Source organism: Streptomyces sp. NBC_00846 (genome assembly GCF_045207325.1).
GTDB lineage: Bacteria > Actinomycetota > Actinomycetes > Streptomycetales > Streptomycetaceae > Streptomyces.
In genome coordinates this window covers 8022549-8040177 of the sequence record NZ_CP108846.1, presented here as the reverse complement: position 1 = coordinate 8040177, position 17629 = coordinate 8022549, and the positions used below count along the sequence as shown (strand labels likewise).

Here is a 17629-nt window from a genome sequence, read left to right as displayed (position 1 = left end):
GACCTGTCCGGCCTTCGACGCAGGGAGCCTCCGCTTCCGCCCGTTCGCCACGCACCGGAGAAACTCCTCATGAACCATCGCACGGCCACACCCGGCCTTCCCGCTGCCGTGCTGTTCGACATGGACGGCACACTCGTCGACACCGAGCGGCTGTGGTGGGCGGCCGTGGAACAGGTGACAGACGGGATCGGGCGGCAGCTGACCGACGCCGACACGCATCATGTGCTGGGCCGGCCGGCCGCACACACCGCAGCTCACCTGCACCGTACCGGCGGCCCGGCGGTCCCCGCCCCTGACGTGCTCGCCATCGAACTGGACGCGGCGTTCGCCGCCCGAGTCGCCTGCGAGGTCGTCCCGCGACCGGGCGCGCTGCGCCTGTTGGACGAACTGGCCGCGGCCGGGGTCCCCACGGCGATCGTCTCCGCGTCGCCGCGCCATGTCGTCGACCTCGTGCGCAAGGCCCTGGGCGAGGAGCGGTTCGCGTTGACACTCGCCGTCGAGGACACGGTCCGCACCAAGCCGGCGCCTGATCCGTACCTCGCCGCGGCCGCAGCCCTCGGCGTCGATCCGCGCGCCTGCGTAGTCGTCGAAGACACGCCCACGGGTGTCGCCGCGGCCGAGGCCGCCGGGTGCGTGGTGCTGGCCGTGCCCTCCACCGTACCGATCCCGTCCGCAGCACGGCGGACGGTCCTCGACTCCCTGGAGCGGGCCGATGTGACCCTGCTCGTATCCCTGTTCACGTCCGCGGAAAGGGACTGACACCATGGACGACATCCGCCACGTCGTGATCCTCATGCAGGAGAACCGCAGTTTCGACCACTACTTCGGCACGCTGAACGGCGTGCGCGGGTTCGATGACCGTCAGGCTCTGACGTTCCCGAACGGCGACAGCGTCTTCCGTCAGCCCGCCCTCTCCCGGACCGACGGCGGCTTCCTGCTGCCCTACCGGATGGACTCCACGAAGTTCAACGCACAGAACGCCGACGGCCTGCCGCACGACTGGGAATCCGGTCACGATGCCAACAACAACGGCGCGTTGAACCGCTGGACATCGGCCAAGGGTGAGCAGAGCATGGGCTACCTCACCCGTGAGGACATTCCCTACCAGTACGCGCTGGCCGACGCGTTCACACTCTGCGACGCCTACTTCTGCTCACTGGCCGGACCCACCAGCCCCAACCGCCTCTACCTGTGGACCGGCACCGTCGGCCCGGGCCGGGACGGCACGACCGGCCCGTGGATCGACAACACCCCGCTTCCCGACAACCCGGTCTGCGACTGGACCACCTACGCAGAACGCTTGTCGGCCGCCAACGTCACCTGGCGCGTTTACCACACTCCCGGACTGGACGAGCGCCACGGCAACTACGAGGACAACGCCCTGGAGTACTTCGCCCGGTTCCACACCTTCGACAAGGACGACCCGCGCTACATCAATGCGATGACGAAGTGGGACCTTTCGGCGTTCGACGCCCACTGCAAGGACGGCACGCTGCCGACAGTGTCCTGGCTGGTCTCTCCATATCTGTTCTGCGAACACCCGACCGCCAGCCCCGCCTACGGCGCCCACTGGGTCAACACCGCCCTTCAGTCGGTCTTCGCCAACCCGGACGTGTGGCGGCACACCGTCTTCCTCGTCATGTACGACGAGAACGACGGCTACTTCGACCACATGGTGCCGCCGTCCCCGCCCGCCGCGACCCCCGAGGAGTTCGTGGACGGGCAGCCGATCGGGCTGGGCAACCGCGTCCCCCTGTGGGTGATATCACCGTGGTCGCGCGGCGGCTGGGTCAATTCCCAGGTCTTCGACCACACCTCCGTCCTGCGTTTTCTGGAACTCGTCACCGGCGTGCGGGAACCCAACATCTCGGAGTGGCGTCGCGCCGTATGCGGCGACCTCACCAGTTGCTTCGACTTCGCCCTTCCCGACTTCTCGATCCCCGCACTGCCAGACACCCGCGCGCTGGTGGAGCAGGCCGACGCGGCGATGGAACTGCCACCGGTGGAGCTCCCGGCACCGGGCACACAGGTCATGCCGACACAGGAACCGGGCGGTGCGCGTCCGCACCGGGCGCTGCCGTACCGCCCATGGGCCGACGTCGCTGTGGACCGCGCCACCGGCAAGGTCACCTGCACACTCGCCAACGAAGGAACGGTCTCCTTCCACTTCACGGTGTTCCCGAACATCGCGCGGCCGTTCGCCGGTACGCCGTTCACTGTCGCACCGCGCAGCACTGCCACCTACGTGTGGGATGCCGTACGCACGGACGGGCGCTACGACTTCACCGTGCACGGCGCCGACGGCTTCGTCTGCCGATTCGCCGGAACGGTGACCGGAGTCGATCAGAACGACGCTGCCGCTCCTCGGGTGACAGGGGTCCTGCGGGGCGGCAAGCCGGAGAACGCCTCGGTCGAGTTGCTGCTGGCCAACGACGGCGGTTCGGAGGTGTGCTTCACCGTCGCCCCGAACGACTTCGGCGGCATGGAACACACGCAACTGCTCGGCCCGCGCGAGAAGGCAGTCCTGAACTGGCCCACGGACAGCGGGCAGTACGACTTGACCGTCACGGCGGACGGAGGCACGGGCTTCGCCCAGCGGTACGCGGGGACAGTGCACGCGGCCCCGAACACGATTACGGCTGATGTCTCGTGATCCGTTGATTCCAGCACGCTCGCTCCGCCCGATCATCGAAGTCGACCCCGACACCGCAGCGACGGCGCACCGGGAGGCCAAGCAGCTATCCCTCTCCCTGCTCTACTGGCTCCAGACCGAAGCCCCCGAGGCTGCTATGTCGTGTCAAGCCGCTTGAGTGAGATTCTCGGCGTTCTCGAGTCGGTTCCGGTCGGCGTGTTCGAGGATCTTGAAGATCTGTCGGCAGACCACCCGTTTGAGACATCGTTGCGCATCACGGGAGGTCTTCCCTTCCGCGACCTTCCGGGCGACGTAGGCCTTCGTGGCGGGATCAAGTCGCATCCGGATCAGGGTGATGGTGTGCATGGCCCGGTTGAGCTGCCGGTCTCCGCTGCGGTTGAGGCGGTGCCGGTTGGTCAGTCCGGAGGAGGCGGGGATCGGCGAGACGCCTGCAAAGGAGGCGAAGGCGGCTTCCGAGCGGAATCGTCCCTGGTGAGACCAGCTGACCAGAATCTGGGCGGCGGTGATCGGTCCGACGCCGAGCAGGCCGAGAAGCTCCGGGGCCTGCTGCCTCACCAGGGCGAGGATCTCGTTCTCGAGCTCCTTGGCCTCGGCCTGCAGAGCCTGGACGCGCTGAGCCGTGGACCGCATGGCCCGTACCGTCATCCGGTGCTCGAGGTCCTGGGCCGGGCGGTCCCGGAACTGAGCGCAGTAGGTGATCTGGGCCGGACGCTTGAGTTTCCGCAGCTCGGCACGGAGCTCGTCCGGCGCAGAGACGATCAGGGCTTTGAGCTGGTTGATCGCAGCAGTGGATGCGAGGACCGCGCCGTGGCGGGTGGCAAGCAGCACCCGCAGCGCCTCGCGTTTGCCGCGGAGGCGAGGCTGGATCAGGTGCTCGGTGGACAGGGCCTCCTTGGCGGCCCGGATGGCGTCGAGCATGTCGGTCTTGCGGCCGCCCCGGTTGGCCGCTCGCTTGGGTCGGCAGACCTCTACGACCTGTTCGCCGGCCTGGGCCAGGAAGGATGCGAGGCCGGCGCCGTAGCTGCCGATGCCTTCCAGGGCCCAGCAGCGGCGGCCAGGGACGTGCTGACGGGCGAAGTCCAGCAGGCGTCGGTAACCGCGGGCGTTGGCTGGGGAATCGGTGCTGGCTATGACGGCGCCGATGGGACTGACAGCGGCTGCGGCGAGAGTGTCGCGGTGCGTGTCGACGCCGATGACGCCGTCGACGTGTTCTGCGAGCATGGTCATGCGGTTGTTCTCCTCCAAGAGACGGCCGTGAATGGCGTCGGCCTGGGTGGAGTCACCGCGTGGCGGAACTGTGATGAGTCACGCCGCAAGGCGGACAAGCTGCTGATCAAGCCAACGGGTGGGCCAGGCCGACGCCCGTGCCCGGTAGACATCTCGGGGGAACGGCAGCCCCTGACGGGGCGCCAGTTATGTTGTGAGTCATACCGGATCACGAGAGCCGAGCCTGGCAGCAACCCATCCCGGGCCGCAGAAGAACTCTCACAGTTATGTTTTTCGCGGTCCTGCAACGGGGCCGCTGGCCTCCCGGCCCGGCATGACTGTGTCCCCCTGTCGAAGGCATGACCTGGGGGGTGGTGTCACCGGGCCCGGGAGGTGTCGTCGGAGACGCTGATGAGAGGTCCGGCCACCGTCCGGTCCGGCGCAATGCCGGGCAGTTCGCGGGCGGCAGGTCTGCATAACGTGGATGCGCGAGCACGACACCGACGCCGAGGCCGGCACCGTGAACACCCCCTGGGGAGAGGGAGTAACGATGTTCGACACGACCGAGGTGGGCGTCTTCCTGGGCCTGGACGTCGGCAAGAGCGCCCATCACGGGCACGGGCTGACCCCGGCGGGGAAAAAGGTCTTCGACAAGCCGATGCCCAACAGCGAGCCCAGACTGCGGGCCGTCTTCGACAAGCTGACCGCGAAGTTCGGCACCGTGCTGGTGATCGTGGACCAGCCCGCCTCCATCGGAGCTCTGCCCCTGACCGTCGCCCGGGACGCCGGCTGCAAGGTCGCCTACCTGCCCGGGCTGGCGATGCGCAGGATCGCCGATCTCTACCCGGGCGAGGCGAAGACCGACGCGAAGGACGCCGCGGTCATCGCGGACGCCGCCCGCACCATGCCCCACACCCTGCGCTCCCTGGAACTGACCGACGAGATCACCGCCGAGCTGACCGTCCTGACCGGCTTCGACCAAGACCTGGCGGCCGAGGCCACCCGCACCTCCAACCGGATACGCGGCCTGCTCACCCAGTTCCACCCCAGCCTCGAACGCGTCCTCGGGCCACGCCTGGACCACCAGGCCGTCACCTGGCTGCTGGAACGCTACGGCTCCCCGGCATCGCTGCGGAAGGCGGGCCGTCGCCGGCTCGTCGAGGTGATCCGGCCCAAGGCGCCACGCATGGCCGCCCGGCTGATCGACGACGTCTTTACCGCCCTGGACGAGCAAACCGTCATCGTCCCGGGGACCGGCACCCTCGACACCGTGATCCCATCCCTGGCCCGCTCGCTGGGAGCCGTCCACGAACAACGCCGGGCCCTGGAAGCCCAGATCAGCACCCTGCTGGAGGCCCAGGGCAGTGATGCGGGGCACCGCCAGGCCCACCCCGGCCCGTCGAGGCCTTGAAAGAGACTGCGGGCCCCGCATCACCCTCGTGACGGTGGTCGGTGCCGGAGAAGCCGCGCACACCCCCAGGGACTTGGATCCCTTGGTCAAGACCAGCGTCACGAGTCCGTACCCCACCGCATCCAGTCCGGTGATCGGATCGTTGAAGTTTGTGGTCCGAGCCGCCCACAGGGGTCACCTCTCACCACGCCTGGAGCCCGTGCCGAGCTCTGGAGCAGACCGAGGGCCCTGTGAGTCGCTGGGGTCACGAACGGCTAATCGGATGCAGGGCCATCGAGCCCTTCCATTAGGGAGACGCGTGCCCCCGCACGGCTGCGACCAGCAGCACGCCCCCGACCGAGAGGACGAACACGCCACGATGACCGTCACCTGCGGAATCGACTGGGCCAGCGACCACCACGATGTCGCTCTGATCGACCACGAGGGCACCTCCGTCTACGCGATCAACCCGATGGCCGCCGCACGCTACCGCGACCGGCATACGGTCACCCGCAAGAAGTCCGACCACCTCGACGCCATGGTGCTCGCGAACATCTTGCGCACGGACAAGGCCGCCCACCGGGCGCTGCCCGACGACAGCGAACTCGCCCGCGCTATAGCCGTCCTAGCCCGCGCTCAGCAGGACGCGGTCTGGGACCGCACCCAAGCGGGCAACAAACTCCGCTCCCACCTGCGCGAATACCTCCCCAGCCTCCTCGCGACCTTCCAGCACAACCGCGAAGGAATCAGCAGCAACGTCGCCCGCGTCCTCCTGGCCGCGGCCCCCACACCCGAACAGGCGGCCAAGCTCACCCGCGCCCAGCTGCGCTCGCTCCTGAAAAGGGCCGGACGCCAACGCGGCATCGAGGCGGAAGCCGAACGGCTCCGAGACGCACTGCGCATCCCGCAGATGCGCCAGCCTCCGCAGGTCGAGCAGGCCATGGGCCGCCAGGCCATCGCCCTGCTCAGACAACTTGATGCCGCCTGCACCAGTGTCGACGACCTCGCCGAAGCGACGGTGGAGTCTTTTGACACACACCCGGACGCCGAGATCATCACCAGCTTTCCAGGGCTCGGGGCTCTCACCGGCGCCCGGGTGCTCGCCGAGATCGGTGACGACCGATCCCGCTTCACCGACGCCAGAGGGCTCAAGGCCTTCGCCGGAGCCGCACCGGTCACCCGGGCGTCCGGCAGGAGCCTCGCGGTCATGGCCCGACGGGTCAAGAACCAGCGTCTGGCCTCGGTCGGCTATGTCTGGGCCTTCGCCAGCCTGACCTCTTCACCCGGAGCCCGGGCCCACTACGACCGGCGGCGAGCCGATGGAGACCGTCACACCGCCGCTCAGCGCAACCTCTTCAACCGCATGCTCGGCTGCCTCCACCACTGCCTTACCAAGCGAACCCGCTATGACGAGCTCACCGCGTTCCCCGCACCTTCAACCCCACAACTCACCATCGCCGCTTGACAGATCAACTGCATCGGATGTCTTGACCGCGACCTGATCGGCGGCCGGAACGTGCTGTGTCAAGGGGAAACGTGCCGGGTGGCGCACCTGGTCAAGGGGGGCGGCGCGCGTCGGGCCGCACCTGGTCAAGGGGTCGGTCGGCACCAGGGTGGCGTCCACTCAGTGGAGCCCATCGGGTGGACACCACTCAGTGGAGGCCATCGGGCGGGCTCCACTGGGTGGGCTCCACTGGGTGGGCTCCACTGGGTGGGCTCCACTGGGTGGGCTCCACCCGATGGTGTGCATCGCCATCGGATGCAGAACATCGTGGGTTCCACTCGGTGGACGATGCCCGACATCGTCACCACAGCCAGGCATTGGAATGCCGCACCCGGGACAGGGCGCGGGCATCACGGCGCGCGGCCGCGTTGCCGATCCGGTTCTGCCGGGCCCGGGGCCGGCGCGACTGTCCGGCGAAGAAGCGGCGCCGTCCGGCGTCCTGGAGCCGCCGCCGTTGCTTGCGCAGCTCCGCCTTCTTCTCCCGGTCGCTCTTCGGCTTCCGGGGCCGCTTCCAGATCGGCTCCCACGCCGGGGGCTCATCGAGCGCCGGGGCCGCATCGAGCGCGGCGGCCATCTTCTTGGAGGCTGCGCGGGCGAGGGCAAGGGCGTCCTCGAAGCTGGGTTGTTCTTCCGGGGCGCTCACGCGACTCCTCCTGTGGTCCGGCCCGGTGTGTGCTGGGTGCCGGGCTGTTGGGTGTGCGGCGGCGGGGCCGTCGCCGGGGCGGGCTGCGGTCGGGGGCCATGGGCGACGGCACACTCCCGCGTGCCGTCCTGGAGCTTGGCGACGGCGGCCTCGAGCGTCCGGCGGGTCTGCTCCACCGTGTCGACGCCGGTCTCTTGCTCCAGGACACGGCCGGCCTTCCGGTCCGAGTGGAACGGCCGCGGGCGCGACCTCGAGGCGGCCGGCACGGCGACGGTGCGCGGCCGGGTGCGGGAGCCCAAGCGGTCCGCGCGACGCACAGCCTGGACCCGTACCCTCAGCGCATCGGCGGCGAGGCGGGCCCGCTCGTACGGCGAGGCAGACCGTTTGCGGGTCAGCGGGCGCAGCACGGCCTGGTCCTCGGTGTCGCGCGGGTACAGCGCTCGGAGGTCGGCGGTCATCATCCGGCGGCTGGCTGGGCGGGTGTAGTCGTCGACGACCGCCTGCAGGATCTGTTCGTCCAGGCCCGCCTGGTGGGGCCGGCCGCGCAGGACGTAGGAGAGGTAGCGGCGGGCTTCGGCGAGCAGGTGGTGGCGCTTGAACGCGCCGCGCATCACGTACACCACGGCGACGACGTCGACGGCCGCCAGCGCTCGAAGTAGAGCGTCATCCGCCGAGACTAGGGCATCCGTTCGAGCTGACCGACGGGCTGCCGATGGGAAGGGGACTGCCTGGCCCCCCTGGGCTCACGCACTCGCCGTTTGACTCTCCAGCTCATGGGATGTCTGTCAAGTCCTTCTGTTCAGTCTTGGCGAGCACTTCGTGGCCCTGAGACACGGCAGAGCCGCCCCCGGCGTCAGGACGACGAGGGCGGCTCTGAGCTCAGACACGGGTAGGTGCGATGCAAGGGAGTTGAGACTGGTAAGGGCCGTCGATCACGTAGTCGGTGTCCTGGAAACTTGGTCACCTGCGTCCGTCATAGGTGTTAACGGCTGTGATCCCCGGCCAAGCGCCGCGAGGCCGGCACCAGTTCTTCGGCAGGCCCCGGGATGTGGCGGGCGGCGGTCAGTGGTCGGGTTTGTCCAGGGGGCGGGTTCTGGCGCGTACGTGTACGCGTTCGCCCTGGCGGCCGAAGAGGCTGAGGATCTCGACGGGGCCGTCGCCGGTGCTGCCGAACCAGTGCGGCAGCCGTGTATCGAACTCGGCTGCTTCGCCCGCTTTCAATACCAGGTCGTGACCGGGCAGGGTCAGGCGCAGACGCCCGGAAAGGACGTAGAGCCACTCGTAGCCCTCGTGGGTGCACGGTTCCGGTGTGCTCCGGGTGGCCGGGAGCACCATTTTGAAGGTCTGCAGCGGGCCGGGCTGCCGGGTGAGCGGCAGGACGATGTTGCCGTTCACGCTCTGGGGCGTGAGGCGGATGCGGGGGTCGCCGACTTCGGGGGCGCCGATCATTTCGTCCAGGGGGACCTGGTGGGCCTGGGCGATGGGGAGCAGGAGTTCCAGGCTGGGGCGGCGCTGGCCGGATTCCAGGCGGGACAGGGTGCTCTTGGAGATGCCGGTGGACTCGGCGAGCGCTGCCAGGGTGACGCCGCGCTGGGTGCGCAGGCGCTGGAGGCGGGGGCCGACTTCGGCGAGGGCTCGGGTGATGGCGGGTGAGTGGTCCACGCTTCCTATTGCACATCCTCGTCCCGGAAATGGCAACAAATGTTGCTACGGGCGGGCGGTGATCGCAGCCTGTGGGCGGAGGTGGTCACCGTGAACGATGTGATCGACGGAAACAATACGAAGAACAACGACGCACGGAACGATTCCGTGTACGACGTGGTGGTGGTCGGTGCGGGGGCCGGTGGGCTGAACGCGGCCCTGGTACTGGCCCGGGCCCGTCGGCAGGTGGCGGTGGTGGACGCCGGGGAACCGCGCAACGCCCCAGCCGCCCATATGCAGGGCTTTCTGTCCCGGGACGGAATGTCTCCGGCGGCGCTGTTGGAGGTGGGCCGGGCGGAGGTGGCCGGGTACGGAGTGGACCTGATCGAAGGCCAGGTGGATCACATCGATTCCGGCCTTCTCGTGCGCCTGGCCGGCGGCCCGGTGCTCAAGGCCCGCCGGGTGCTGGTGGCCACCGGGCTGCGCGACGAGCTGCCCGCGATCCCCGGCGTCCGCGAGCGGTGGGGCAAGGACCTGCTGCACTGCCCGTACTGCCACGGGTACGAGGTCCGCGACCAGCCGATCGGGGTGCTCGGCACGGGGCCGGGCTCGGTGTACCACGCGCTCCTGCTGCGGCAGTGGTCGGACGACGTCGTCCTCTTCTCCCACACCCTTGATCTGACCGGCGACGAGCGCGAGCGGCTCGCGGCCCGCAGTGTGCGCGTCGCAGACGGCATGGTCAAAAGGCTGGTGGTGGACGAGGACCGGCTGCGCGGGGTCGAGCTGGCCGAGGGCCGGGTGGTGCCCCGTAACGCGGTGTTCGTCGCACCGCGCATGGTGCCCCGCGATGGCCTCCTGACGGGCCTGGGCTGTGAGCGGGACAAGAGCGGCTGGGTGATCACGGACCGCTCGGGCCGCACCAGCGCGCCCGGGGTCTGGGCGGTGGGCAATGTCGCCGATCCGCGGGCACTGGTCGTCACCGCGGCCGGCATGGGCGCGGCGGCCGGCTTCGCCATCAACCACCACCTGGTGGACGAAGAAACCGAACGGGCCGTCGCGGACCGTCGCACGGCAACCGCCCCGGCCGCCGCCCTCCTGTCCCCGCCCTCGCGCTAGAACTGCCGAATCCGTCACCCCCGAAGGACTCCGAACCATGCCCGCAGAGCCCGTGGCCGCCCTCCCTCACATCGTGTCCCCCGTTGGCAGTGAAGACATGAGAGCGAAGGAGGACCCTGGCGAGCCGCCTCGGACGTCTCTCGCGTTCGCCGTGCTCGCTGTCATTCAGGCGACACTGATCTTCACCATCACCCTGATCGCTGTCCCGCTGCCGGACATCGGACGCGAGTTCGGCCTCGGCCCGGCGGACCTGGTGCTGGTCAACGCCGCGTATGGGCTGCCCTTCAGCGGACTGCTCCTGTTCGGCGGGCGGCTCGCGGACCGCTACAACGGGCGCCGGATGTTCATGACGGGGCTGGTGGTATTCGGTCTCGCCTCCGCGACGGCCGCGTTCGCTCCCGCCTTCGAGGCTCTGGTGGCGGTGCGCTTCACTCAGGGCATCGGCGCGGCGATGGCCGCCCCGGCGGCCCTCGCCGTGCTGCGCGCGCTGTACCCCGCGCCGGCCGCGTTCGGCAGGGCGATGGCCACCTGGGGCGGCGTGTCCGTGCTCGGTGCGGCTGTCGGCACCGTCGCCTCCGGCGCGATCACGACCTGGGTGTCGTGGCGGTGGATGTTCGCCGTACCCGTCATCGTCGCCGTCCTCGCCCTGGCTGTCGCGCGGCGGCTGCTGCCGTCCGGGCCCGCCGGGACGTCCCGGCCCCGACCCGGTCTCGACCCCGCAGGGGCCGTGCTCGCCACCCTGGGCATCTCCGTCGGCAGTTACGGCCTGATCGTCAGCGGCGATCACCCCTGGACCTCGGCCACTGTGCTCGTCCCGTTCACCGCAGGCGCCGTACTGCTCTCGGCATTCCTCGCGGTCGAGCGCCGGGTCCGTCAGCCGCTGCTGCCGCCCGGGTTCATCAGGAAGCCGAGCCGCGTCCTCGGGCTCACCGGCATCCTCCTGGCGTCGGCCGGCACCGGAGTGGTGACCTTTCTGCTCTCCCTCTACCTCCAGCAACAACACCACTGGACACCGCTTGCGACAGCCGGCGCGTTCATACCCTTCACCGTCGCCCTGATCGCGACCAGCCGCGCGGCGGGAGTGCTGGTCGGACGATTCGGAGCGGTCCGCGTCACTACCGCTGGTCTCCTCGTAGGCGCAGCCGGACTCGCGCTTCTCGCCGGCATCGACCACGACACCACCTTCGCCCTCGGCCTCCTGCCCGGCCTCGTTCTCCTGCCTGCCGGCACCTCCCTCATCTTCTCCGGAGCGGCCGTCCTGTCCACGGCGGACGTACCCCCGCACCAGACCGGCCTGGCAGGCGGCAGCATGAACACCGCCATGGAACTCGGCCCCACCGTCGGCCTCGCGGCACTCATGTCCGTCGCCGCAACACAAACCGACACGGTCACCGGCTACGCCTGGGCCTTCTCCACCGCCGCCGCCGTCTACCTGGCCGCCGCACTCGCCGCACTCATGCTGAACCGCCGCACCACCCTCACCGCAACACGCGATCCTTCATAGCTGACCGTTCGCAGGTTCAGCCGCAGAGGTGCGACCTTTCGACCGACGGCGCGCTTGGTGGGGCGACACGTGTACTTGCCCCGGCCTCACCGGACACGTGCGGGTGACGGCCCCGCCCCCGCCAGCTGCTTGCCGCAGTAAATACCGGATTTACTGCGGCAGAGCCTCTACCGTGATCATCGCGACCTGTTACGGGCCGTTCGGGCCGCCAGAGCGAGGTGTACGCATTTACTGCGGCAGCACTGGAGGGCGGGGCGGGCATGACGATCGAACCAGTGACCGAACTCGGGAGCGGGGGCGCGCTCCGGCTGCCGCGCGCCCGGGTGGTGCCCCTGTCCGCCCCGCCGTCCTCGTACACCGCGGCGGTCGAGCGGTATCTCACCGGTGCGGGCATCGCGAAGTCCTCCGCGCGGATCTACCGGATCTCGCTGACGACGTGGGGGTGGATGCTCGCTGGCGAACCGGCGCCGACCGGACCCGGTGCCTTCGGATCGGCCCGGTGGGCGGCCCTGAACGCCTCTTCGATGTACTCCTCGCCCATGGCCTCGAACCACGGGCTCTGCTCGGAGCGCAGACCAAAATCCCCGTTGGTGTAGCTCTCCTCGTCGTCGGACATGGGCTCGTTGACCACGTCCCATTCCGCGACCTTTCCCTTGAAGTGACCGGCGACCGTGGCGATGTGCCGGAGCATGGTCCGGCGCACCTCCTCGGGATCGTCGTTCTCCCGCATCCAGTTGGGCAGAGCCTCGTGCCAGACGAGGGTGTGCGCATGCACCTTCATGTCGTTTGCGCGGGCGAAGCGTACGAGTAGGTCCGCGTCGCGGAAGTCGTAGACGCCCCGGCGCGGGTGGAGGAACTGTGGCTTGAACGCGTTCTCCGGAGTGAGCATGGAGAACTGGCTCCCCGCGAGCGCCCGGTAGCCGGAGTCGGTGAGCAGCGGGTTCTCGGCTAGGGCGGCGCCGACATCAAACGGCCGCCCCACGTCTGCGGCCCGCGCACGCAGCGAGTCGTCGGTCTGCTCCTGGCGTAGCTGTGGCGCGTTGATCACGCGGAGCGAGTCACCGCTCTCTGCCCGCGCGATCAGCTGCGTCAGACGCCATCCCTCGCGGCGCTCGTCTTCGCCCGCGTCCGCCTCCAGGCCGAACCAGACAATGCCCTCGGCGAACACCCCCGGGTCCTGCACGGTTCCCAGAAGCCGCCCGTCGGCCTTCACGTGGAAGGTGTCACCGATGCTCGACACGGCGAGCGTCACCGTCCCGGAGCAGCCGCAGTCGAAAACCTTGGAGGTGGCTGGCTCGTCGCCCTCGCCGTCCCATATCTGTACCTTCACTCGTCCGTCGGCGGTCACGCCGACGCGGAGTGAGGGCCGCTCCTGCCGCCACTCGTCGTAGATGACCGGTACCCGTCCGTACAGCCGCAGCCATGAGTCGCCGTCATCGTCACCCACACCGGACATGCGTGCGGTGACGGTGAAGTCGCCATCGGACCTCAGATGCGGGCCGGCCAGGTTCAGCGGGGGATTGGGCTGGCCGCCGGAGGAGTCCTGCTCCACGATGTGCCGATCCGATGCGCTGACCCGCAGGATGTCGTTCCGCGCGGTGGTGCCTGGCATCTGCGTCCAGTCGTGGTTCCGCAGCAGGTCTTTGTCGTTTCCGCCGTCCGGCCCTTCGCCCTGCCCCGTACACCCGGCCGCCACCGCCATGACGAGCACCACGGTGGTCAGTCGCTGCCACGTCCCCCCGCCAAGGTTCACGATCCCTCCCACTTTCTTGCCGAGACGAGATCAACATCTCGAAACCGGGCCATAGTTCACCACACATGAGGTACGGCGGCCCTGTGTGGCACGTCCCAGCTCGTGTGGCGGAGCGGGCCCGGATCGCTATGGAACAAGGGTTTCGACGGCAATGGCTTCCTCGCCGCTGTGAGGGCGACCGACGCCCAGGTACTGGGCCGGCTCCGCGCCAACCGTCGTGCCCCGGTCCTCACGTCTGGCCGGCGGTTCGTACCTGTCGGTGATCGGCACCGAGAAAGTACGTGTCATCGACGCGAACATCACGGTGACCTGCGCGGACGGCACTGTCTTCACCGGTTGCTACCGCCTGGTCACCACCCTGACCGACGCCCGGCGATACCCGGCGGCCACGCTGGCGGGCCTCTACCACCAGCGGTGGGAACACGAATCGGCGTACTACGCGCTCCGCCACACCATCATGGACGGGCGTGTCCTGCGCTCGGGCGACCCGGCCGGTGTCGAGCAGGAAATGTGGGCTCTGCTCACGCTCTACCAGGCCCTGCGGATTGTGATGGTCGAGGCCGCCGAGTCCCAGCCCGGCACCGACCCGGACCGCTGTTGCTTCACCGTCGCCGTCCAGACCGCCCGTGATCAGGTCGTCCAGGCCGCCAGCGGGCACTGTCACGTTGACTGGCCGGGTGGGATGATCTTCTGGTTGGTCGTGCCGGGGAGGGATTCGTTCGTGTCGTCCGCGTCGCCGTCGTACAAGGGCCACCGGTACCCGGTGGAGGTGATCGCGCACGCGGTATGGCTGTACTTCCGCTTCCCGCTGTCCTTCCGCGAGGTCGAGAAGCTGATGCTCGAGCGCGGCGTCATCGTCTCCTACGAGACCATCCGCCGCTGGTCCGCCAAGTTCGGCCAGGCCTACGCGGACGGACTGCGCCGCCGTCGGCCACGGCCCGGGGACAAGTGGCACCTGGACGAGGTCTTCGTGAAGATCAACGGAGAGCAGAAGTACCTGTGGCGGGCCGTCGACCAGGACGGCAACGTGCTCGACATCCTCCTGCAGAGCCGCCGGGACAAGGCCGCGGCAGGACGAGTGACAGCAGAACCATGAAGGTGACAAGCACCCCCTTGCGATCACGGAGCCCGATGAGCGCGGGCGCGAAGGGGGAGACGGCCGCAGCGATGATCCCGCTAACCGTCAAGGAAAGGCCGGCGACACCGTCGGAGACGGAAAGGGACTCCGACATGGGCGTCAGCAGACCCACCGGCATCATTTCGGAGGACACCACGGTGAACGTACCGAGTGCCACGGCGATGACCGGTGACCAGCGAGGTGCCCCACTGTCCGCTGTGGAGGGTGTGAGAGCTTCCGTACTTTTCATATGGCCAGCTCACCACCCCCTTTCATGGCCGAACAAGATCGATGATCTCATCCACTCATTACCCCGACTCATCGATCGGGGGAACCGGGCCTGCTCGAGCATCGCCGACCTGTGCAGCAGCAGTACCGTCCGAACGCCTTTACTTGGTCATGACGTTGGTGACAGTCGGGTGATCGGGGGCTGGCCGCCGAGCGCGGTGTGTCTGCGTCGAGTGTTGTAGAAGGTCAGCCAGGGTGCCAGTGCGCGGGAGCGTGCGGTGTTGCTGGTGAACACCTGGTGGTAGGCCCATTCTGTTTGCAGGGTGCGGTTGAAGCGCTCGACCTTGCCGTTGGACCGAACCGTCAAATGCTCCCGATCCGCATGGTGCGGTGCGACTTGTGCGGGTCACGCATCCGTTTCATCCGTGGCACGGCCGGTCCTACGAGTTCGTCGTACGCCGCAAGAACTGGGGCGAGGACCGCGTGTACTTCCGCGACGAGGCGGGAGAGGTGGCGTCGCTGCCGACGGCGTGGACCGATGCGGGCGGTGAGGATCCTTTTGTCGTCCTCGCGGCGGGCCGCAGCCCGTTCCGCACCGAGGACCTTCTGGCTCTGGCCGATCTGATCGACCACTGCGACGGCCGCAGCGGCGGTGCCCAGGGGATGACGCCGTGACCGCCTTGAGGATCACGCCGCAGGTGTGGGGGCGTGTCCGGCGCATGGTGATCGAAGCAGCGCACGCCATGCCAACTGGCCTGCACAGATCCATGGCTGGTTGCCTCTGCGCGCTCTTGGCTGTGCTCTGTCGCGACGTAATTCTTGAGGCGGCAGTCGGGCGAGGGAGGCGGCATGGCCGGCAGGGCGATGAGCGATCCGAAAGAGCAGGCATTGCGGGCGACGCGGACGCTGAACCCGCACCCGGAAGCCGTGGTCGACGCGGTGTTCACCGCGTCCGAGTTCTGCGATCCGCGGGACCTGGTGCAGGTGAAGTACGAAATGGTGCGGCGGGTGCGGGTGGACAAGGTGCCCGCGGCACGGGCGGTGCGGGAGTTCGGGTTCTCCCGGCAGGTCTACTACGATGCCGCGGCCGCGCTGGACGCCGGTGGTCCGGCCGCGCTGGTGCCGGGCAAACCGGGGCCGAAGGGGCCGCGCAAGCTCACCGATGCGGTCGTGGAATACGTCGAGACGTGTCTGGCTGCCGATCCGTCCTTGCGGTCCAGGGACCTGGCCGACGCTGTCGCCGCCGAGTACGGCTTGAGTGTCCATCCGCGCTCCGTCGAGCGGGCACTGGCCCGGCGCGAGGCCGAACGCACCCAGGAGTCACCCAAAAGCCGCAGCTGACAGCCCTGCGGAGCCGGAGCCACGGGCGGTGGCAGCCCGCTATGAGAGGGCGGTATGTGACGTGATGCCACGTTTGCTGTCGCTGGAACGTGTGGCACAGGCGTATCGGGGCTGATCGGAGAGTCCTGTCGTGCTGGAGTGTTCCTCGTGAGAGACCGCCAGCCCTACAAGAGCGACTTATCCGACGAGCGGTGGGCCCTGATCGAGCCCGTCATCGCTTCCTGGAAGGCTCAGCATCCCTCCGTCAGCGGCCACCAAGGCGCCTACGAGATGCGGGAGATCGTCAACGCCCTGCTTTACCAGTCCCGTACCGGCTGCCAGTGGGACTACCTCCCCCACGACCTGCCCCCGGTCGGAGCGGTGAAGTACTACTTCTACAAATGGCGCGACGACGGCACCGACCAGACCATCCACGACCTGCTGCGTTGGCAGGTCCGCGAGAGCCGGGGGCGCAAGGCCGACCCGAGCCTGGTGGTGCTCGACACCCAGAGCCTGCACGCGGCCGCCGGGGTGCCCGCCGACACCACCGGAAGGGACGCGGCAAAAAAAGTCTCAGGCCGCAAACGCGGCCTGGCAGTTGATGTTCTCGGTCTGGTGATCGCGGTGGTGGTGCTGGCCGCGTCCGCGCATGACAACGCCGCCGGCATCGCATTGCTGGACAAGGTCGCGGCCGACACCGACACGGTGCAGAAGGCCCTGGTGGACCAGGGGTTCAAGACCGCCGTCGTCGACCACGGGCAGAAGGTGGGCATCGACGTCGAAGTCGTCGAGCGCAACCCGGCAACCAGCGGGTTCGTCCCGCAGCCCAAGAGGTGGGTGGTGGAGCAGGTGAACGGGATCATGATGCTGCACCGCAGGCTGGTACGGGACTACGAGCACCGGCCCGCCTCCGCCGAGTCGAGGGTGTACTGGGCCATAAGCGACCGGATGGCCCGGATGCTCACCGCGACCTCCACCCCTACCTGGCGCGGCGCATGAGCGGCAGCGAGCTGACCTTGGGAGCGGTGCTGGCGCACCTGGAGGAGCAAGAGCGCGATATCGCCGCGCAGGCCGAGGCTACACGGGGACGCATCGCGGAACTCACTGCGCAATTGGGGGAGTTCGACCGGGCCGCCGAGGAGGTCCGCATCACCCGCAAGACGCTGCTGGCTCTGCCTGATCCATCCCCGCCGACGCCGCCGGCCGCGAAGCTGCCGGACCATCCGGCCTACCGGCAGATCATGGCGGTGTTCGCCGCGGCCGACGCCCCGCTGCGGGCGCGGGCGGTCTGCGAGGCGATGGATCTGGAGATCGCGCCCAGCAACGTCAACAACGTCCGGCTGAAGCTCAAGCGGCTGGCCGAACGCGGGATCCTGATCGAGCCCGAGCAGGGGTTGTTCACCCAGCCGCGGCCATAGTCACCCGGAGAGGCCACCACCAGCCCGACAGCTCCAGCTGCAAGCGCGAAACGGGCAGCACGTTACTTACTGCCCTCTGAGGAACTGCGGGAAGCGGTGGCCGACGGCACGGACGATGGCTGGCGGTTGGGCCGGG

At 68.8% G+C, this 17629-nt stretch carries 13 protein-coding genes and 4 pseudogenes; 11 read left to right on the top strand and 6 right to left on the bottom strand.

Annotated features, from left to right (window positions below; all coding sequences use genetic code 11):
* The first annotated feature begins 69 nt into the window (after positions 1-69).
* Entirely contained in the window at positions 70-759 is a 690-nt protein-coding gene (locus OG936_RS37125) for an HAD family hydrolase (RefSeq protein WP_405680225.1), read from the top strand.
* 4 nt (positions 760-763) lie between these two features.
* Entirely contained in the window at positions 764-2653 is a 1890-nt protein-coding gene (locus OG936_RS37120) for a phosphocholine-specific phospholipase C (RefSeq protein WP_406500137.1), read from the top strand.
* 144 nt (positions 2654-2797) lie between these two features.
* Here OG936_RS37120 and OG936_RS37115 read toward each other — a convergent pair whose 3' ends face one another.
* The gene (locus OG936_RS37115; RefSeq protein WP_406500136.1) at positions 2798-3880 is read right to left on the bottom strand and encodes an IS110 family transposase; all 1083 of its coding nucleotides are present in this window, start codon (positions 3878-3880) and stop codon (positions 2798-2800) included.
* A 529-nt stretch (positions 3881-4409) separates the two neighbouring features.
* Between OG936_RS37115 and OG936_RS37110 the strand changes: the two are divergent.
* Together OG936_RS37110 and OG936_RS37105 are read left to right on the top strand one after the other, a co-directional pair.
* Positions 4410-5216 (top strand): annotated as a pseudogene (locus OG936_RS37110) (IS110 family transposase); the annotation flags it as partial.
* 412 nt (positions 5217-5628) lie between these two features.
* Positions 5629-6714 carry a transposase gene (locus OG936_RS37105; protein ID WP_406500771.1) on the top strand — a complete coding sequence of 362 codons (1086 nt, stop codon included), beginning with the start codon at positions 5629-5631 and terminating at the stop codon, positions 6712-6714.
* Positions 6715-7054: 340 nt separating this feature from the next.
* Here the strand turns inward: OG936_RS37105 and OG936_RS37100 are convergent, their stop codons facing one another.
* The 3 genes and pseudogenes from OG936_RS37100 to OG936_RS37090 all read right to left on the bottom strand — a co-directional run bounded on the left by OG936_RS37100 (position 7055) and on the right by OG936_RS37090 (position 9058).
* Entirely contained in the window at positions 7055-7396 is a 342-nt protein-coding gene (locus tag OG936_RS37100; protein ID WP_406500135.1) for a hypothetical protein, read from the bottom strand.
* Positions 7393-8046, bottom strand: a pseudogene (locus OG936_RS37095) (conjugal transfer protein TraA); the annotation flags it as partial. The pseudogene OG936_RS37095 and the gene OG936_RS37100, both read right to left, overlap by 4 nt.
* A gap of 412 nt (positions 8047-8458) precedes the next feature.
* Complete coding sequence (locus OG936_RS37090) at positions 8459-9058, bottom strand: helix-turn-helix domain-containing protein (protein ID WP_406500134.1); 600 nt, start codon at positions 9056-9058, stop codon at positions 8459-8461.
* Between the two features lie 90 nt (positions 9059-9148).
* Here OG936_RS37090 and OG936_RS37085 point away from each other — a divergent pair, with 90 nt between their 5' ends.
* Both OG936_RS37085 and OG936_RS37080 read left to right on the top strand, forming a co-directional pair.
* Positions 9149-10153: an NAD(P)/FAD-dependent oxidoreductase gene (locus tag OG936_RS37085; protein ID WP_406500133.1), complete on the top strand. Its 1005-nt coding sequence runs from the start codon at positions 9149-9151 to the stop codon at positions 10151-10153.
* 97 nt (positions 10154-10250) lie between these two features.
* Positions 10251-11657 (top strand): MFS transporter, encoded by a 1407-nt coding sequence (locus OG936_RS37080; RefSeq protein WP_406500132.1) that lies wholly within the window; start codon positions 10251-10253, stop codon positions 11655-11657.
* A 415-nt stretch (positions 11658-12072) separates the two neighbouring features.
* Here the strand turns inward: OG936_RS37080 and OG936_RS37075 are convergent, their stop codons facing one another.
* A complete protein-coding gene (locus tag OG936_RS37075) occupies positions 12073-13410 on the bottom strand; it encodes an endo-1,4-beta-xylanase (protein ID WP_406500131.1) in 1338 nt (445 codons plus the stop codon).
* Positions 13411-14092: 682 nt separating this feature from the next.
* On the opposite strand from OG936_RS37075, the pseudogene OG936_RS37070 reads away from it, so the two are divergent.
* Positions 14093-14482: pseudogene (locus OG936_RS37070) on the top strand (IS6 family transposase); the annotation flags it as partial.
* 442 nt (positions 14483-14924) lie between these two features.
* Here OG936_RS37070 and OG936_RS37065 read toward each other — a convergent pair.
* Positions 14925-15107 (bottom strand): annotated as a pseudogene (locus OG936_RS37065) (integrase core domain-containing protein); the annotation flags it as partial.
* A gap of 47 nt (positions 15108-15154) precedes the next feature.
* On the opposite strand from OG936_RS37065, the gene OG936_RS37060 reads away from it, so the two are divergent.
* The 4 genes from OG936_RS37060 to OG936_RS37045 all read left to right on the top strand — a co-directional run bounded on the left by OG936_RS37060 (position 15155) and on the right by OG936_RS37045 (position 17493).
* Entirely contained in the window at positions 15155-15430 is a 276-nt protein-coding gene (locus OG936_RS37060) for a DUF5372 family protein (protein ID WP_406500130.1), read from the top strand.
* Between the two features lie 174 nt (positions 15431-15604).
* The gene (locus tag OG936_RS37055; protein WP_406500129.1) at positions 15605-16096 is read left to right on the top strand and encodes a helix-turn-helix domain-containing protein; all 492 of its coding nucleotides are present in this window, start codon (positions 15605-15607) and stop codon (positions 16094-16096) included.
* A gap of 147 nt (positions 16097-16243) precedes the next feature.
* Positions 16244-17074, top strand: coding sequence for an IS5 family transposase (locus OG936_RS37050; protein WP_406499671.1), 831 nt, complete (start codon positions 16244-16246; stop codon positions 17072-17074).
* Entirely contained in the window at positions 17071-17493 is a 423-nt protein-coding gene (locus OG936_RS37045) for a hypothetical protein (RefSeq protein ID WP_406499672.1), read from the top strand. The genes OG936_RS37050 and OG936_RS37045 overlap by 4 nt, the downstream gene beginning before the upstream one ends.
* The last annotated feature ends 136 nt before the right edge of the window (positions 17494-17629 follow it).

Excerpts from the sequence above, each read along its gene's own strand:
- OG936_RS37125 (WP_405680225.1), top strand. The coding sequence starts at position 70 with ATGAACCATCGCACGGCCACACCCGGCCTTCCCGCTGCCGTGCTGTTC.
- OG936_RS37120 (WP_406500137.1), top strand. The coding sequence starts at position 764 with ATGGACGACATCCGCCACGTCGTGATCCTCATGCAGGAGAACCGCAGT.
- OG936_RS37115 (WP_406500136.1), bottom strand. The coding sequence starts at position 3,880 with ATGACCATGCTCGCAGAACACGTCGACGGCGTCATCGGCGTCGACACG.
- OG936_RS37105 (WP_406500771.1), top strand. The coding sequence starts at position 5,629 with ATGACCGTCACCTGCGGAATCGACTGGGCCAGCGACCACCACGATGTC.
- OG936_RS37080 (WP_406500132.1), top strand. The coding sequence starts at position 10,251 with ATGAGAGCGAAGGAGGACCCTGGCGAGCCGCCTCGGACGTCTCTCGCG.
- OG936_RS37055 (WP_406500129.1), top strand. The coding sequence starts at position 15,605 with ATGGCCGGCAGGGCGATGAGCGATCCGAAAGAGCAGGCATTGCGGGCG.
- OG936_RS37045 (WP_406499672.1), top strand. The coding sequence starts at position 17,071 with ATGAGCGGCAGCGAGCTGACCTTGGGAGCGGTGCTGGCGCACCTGGAG.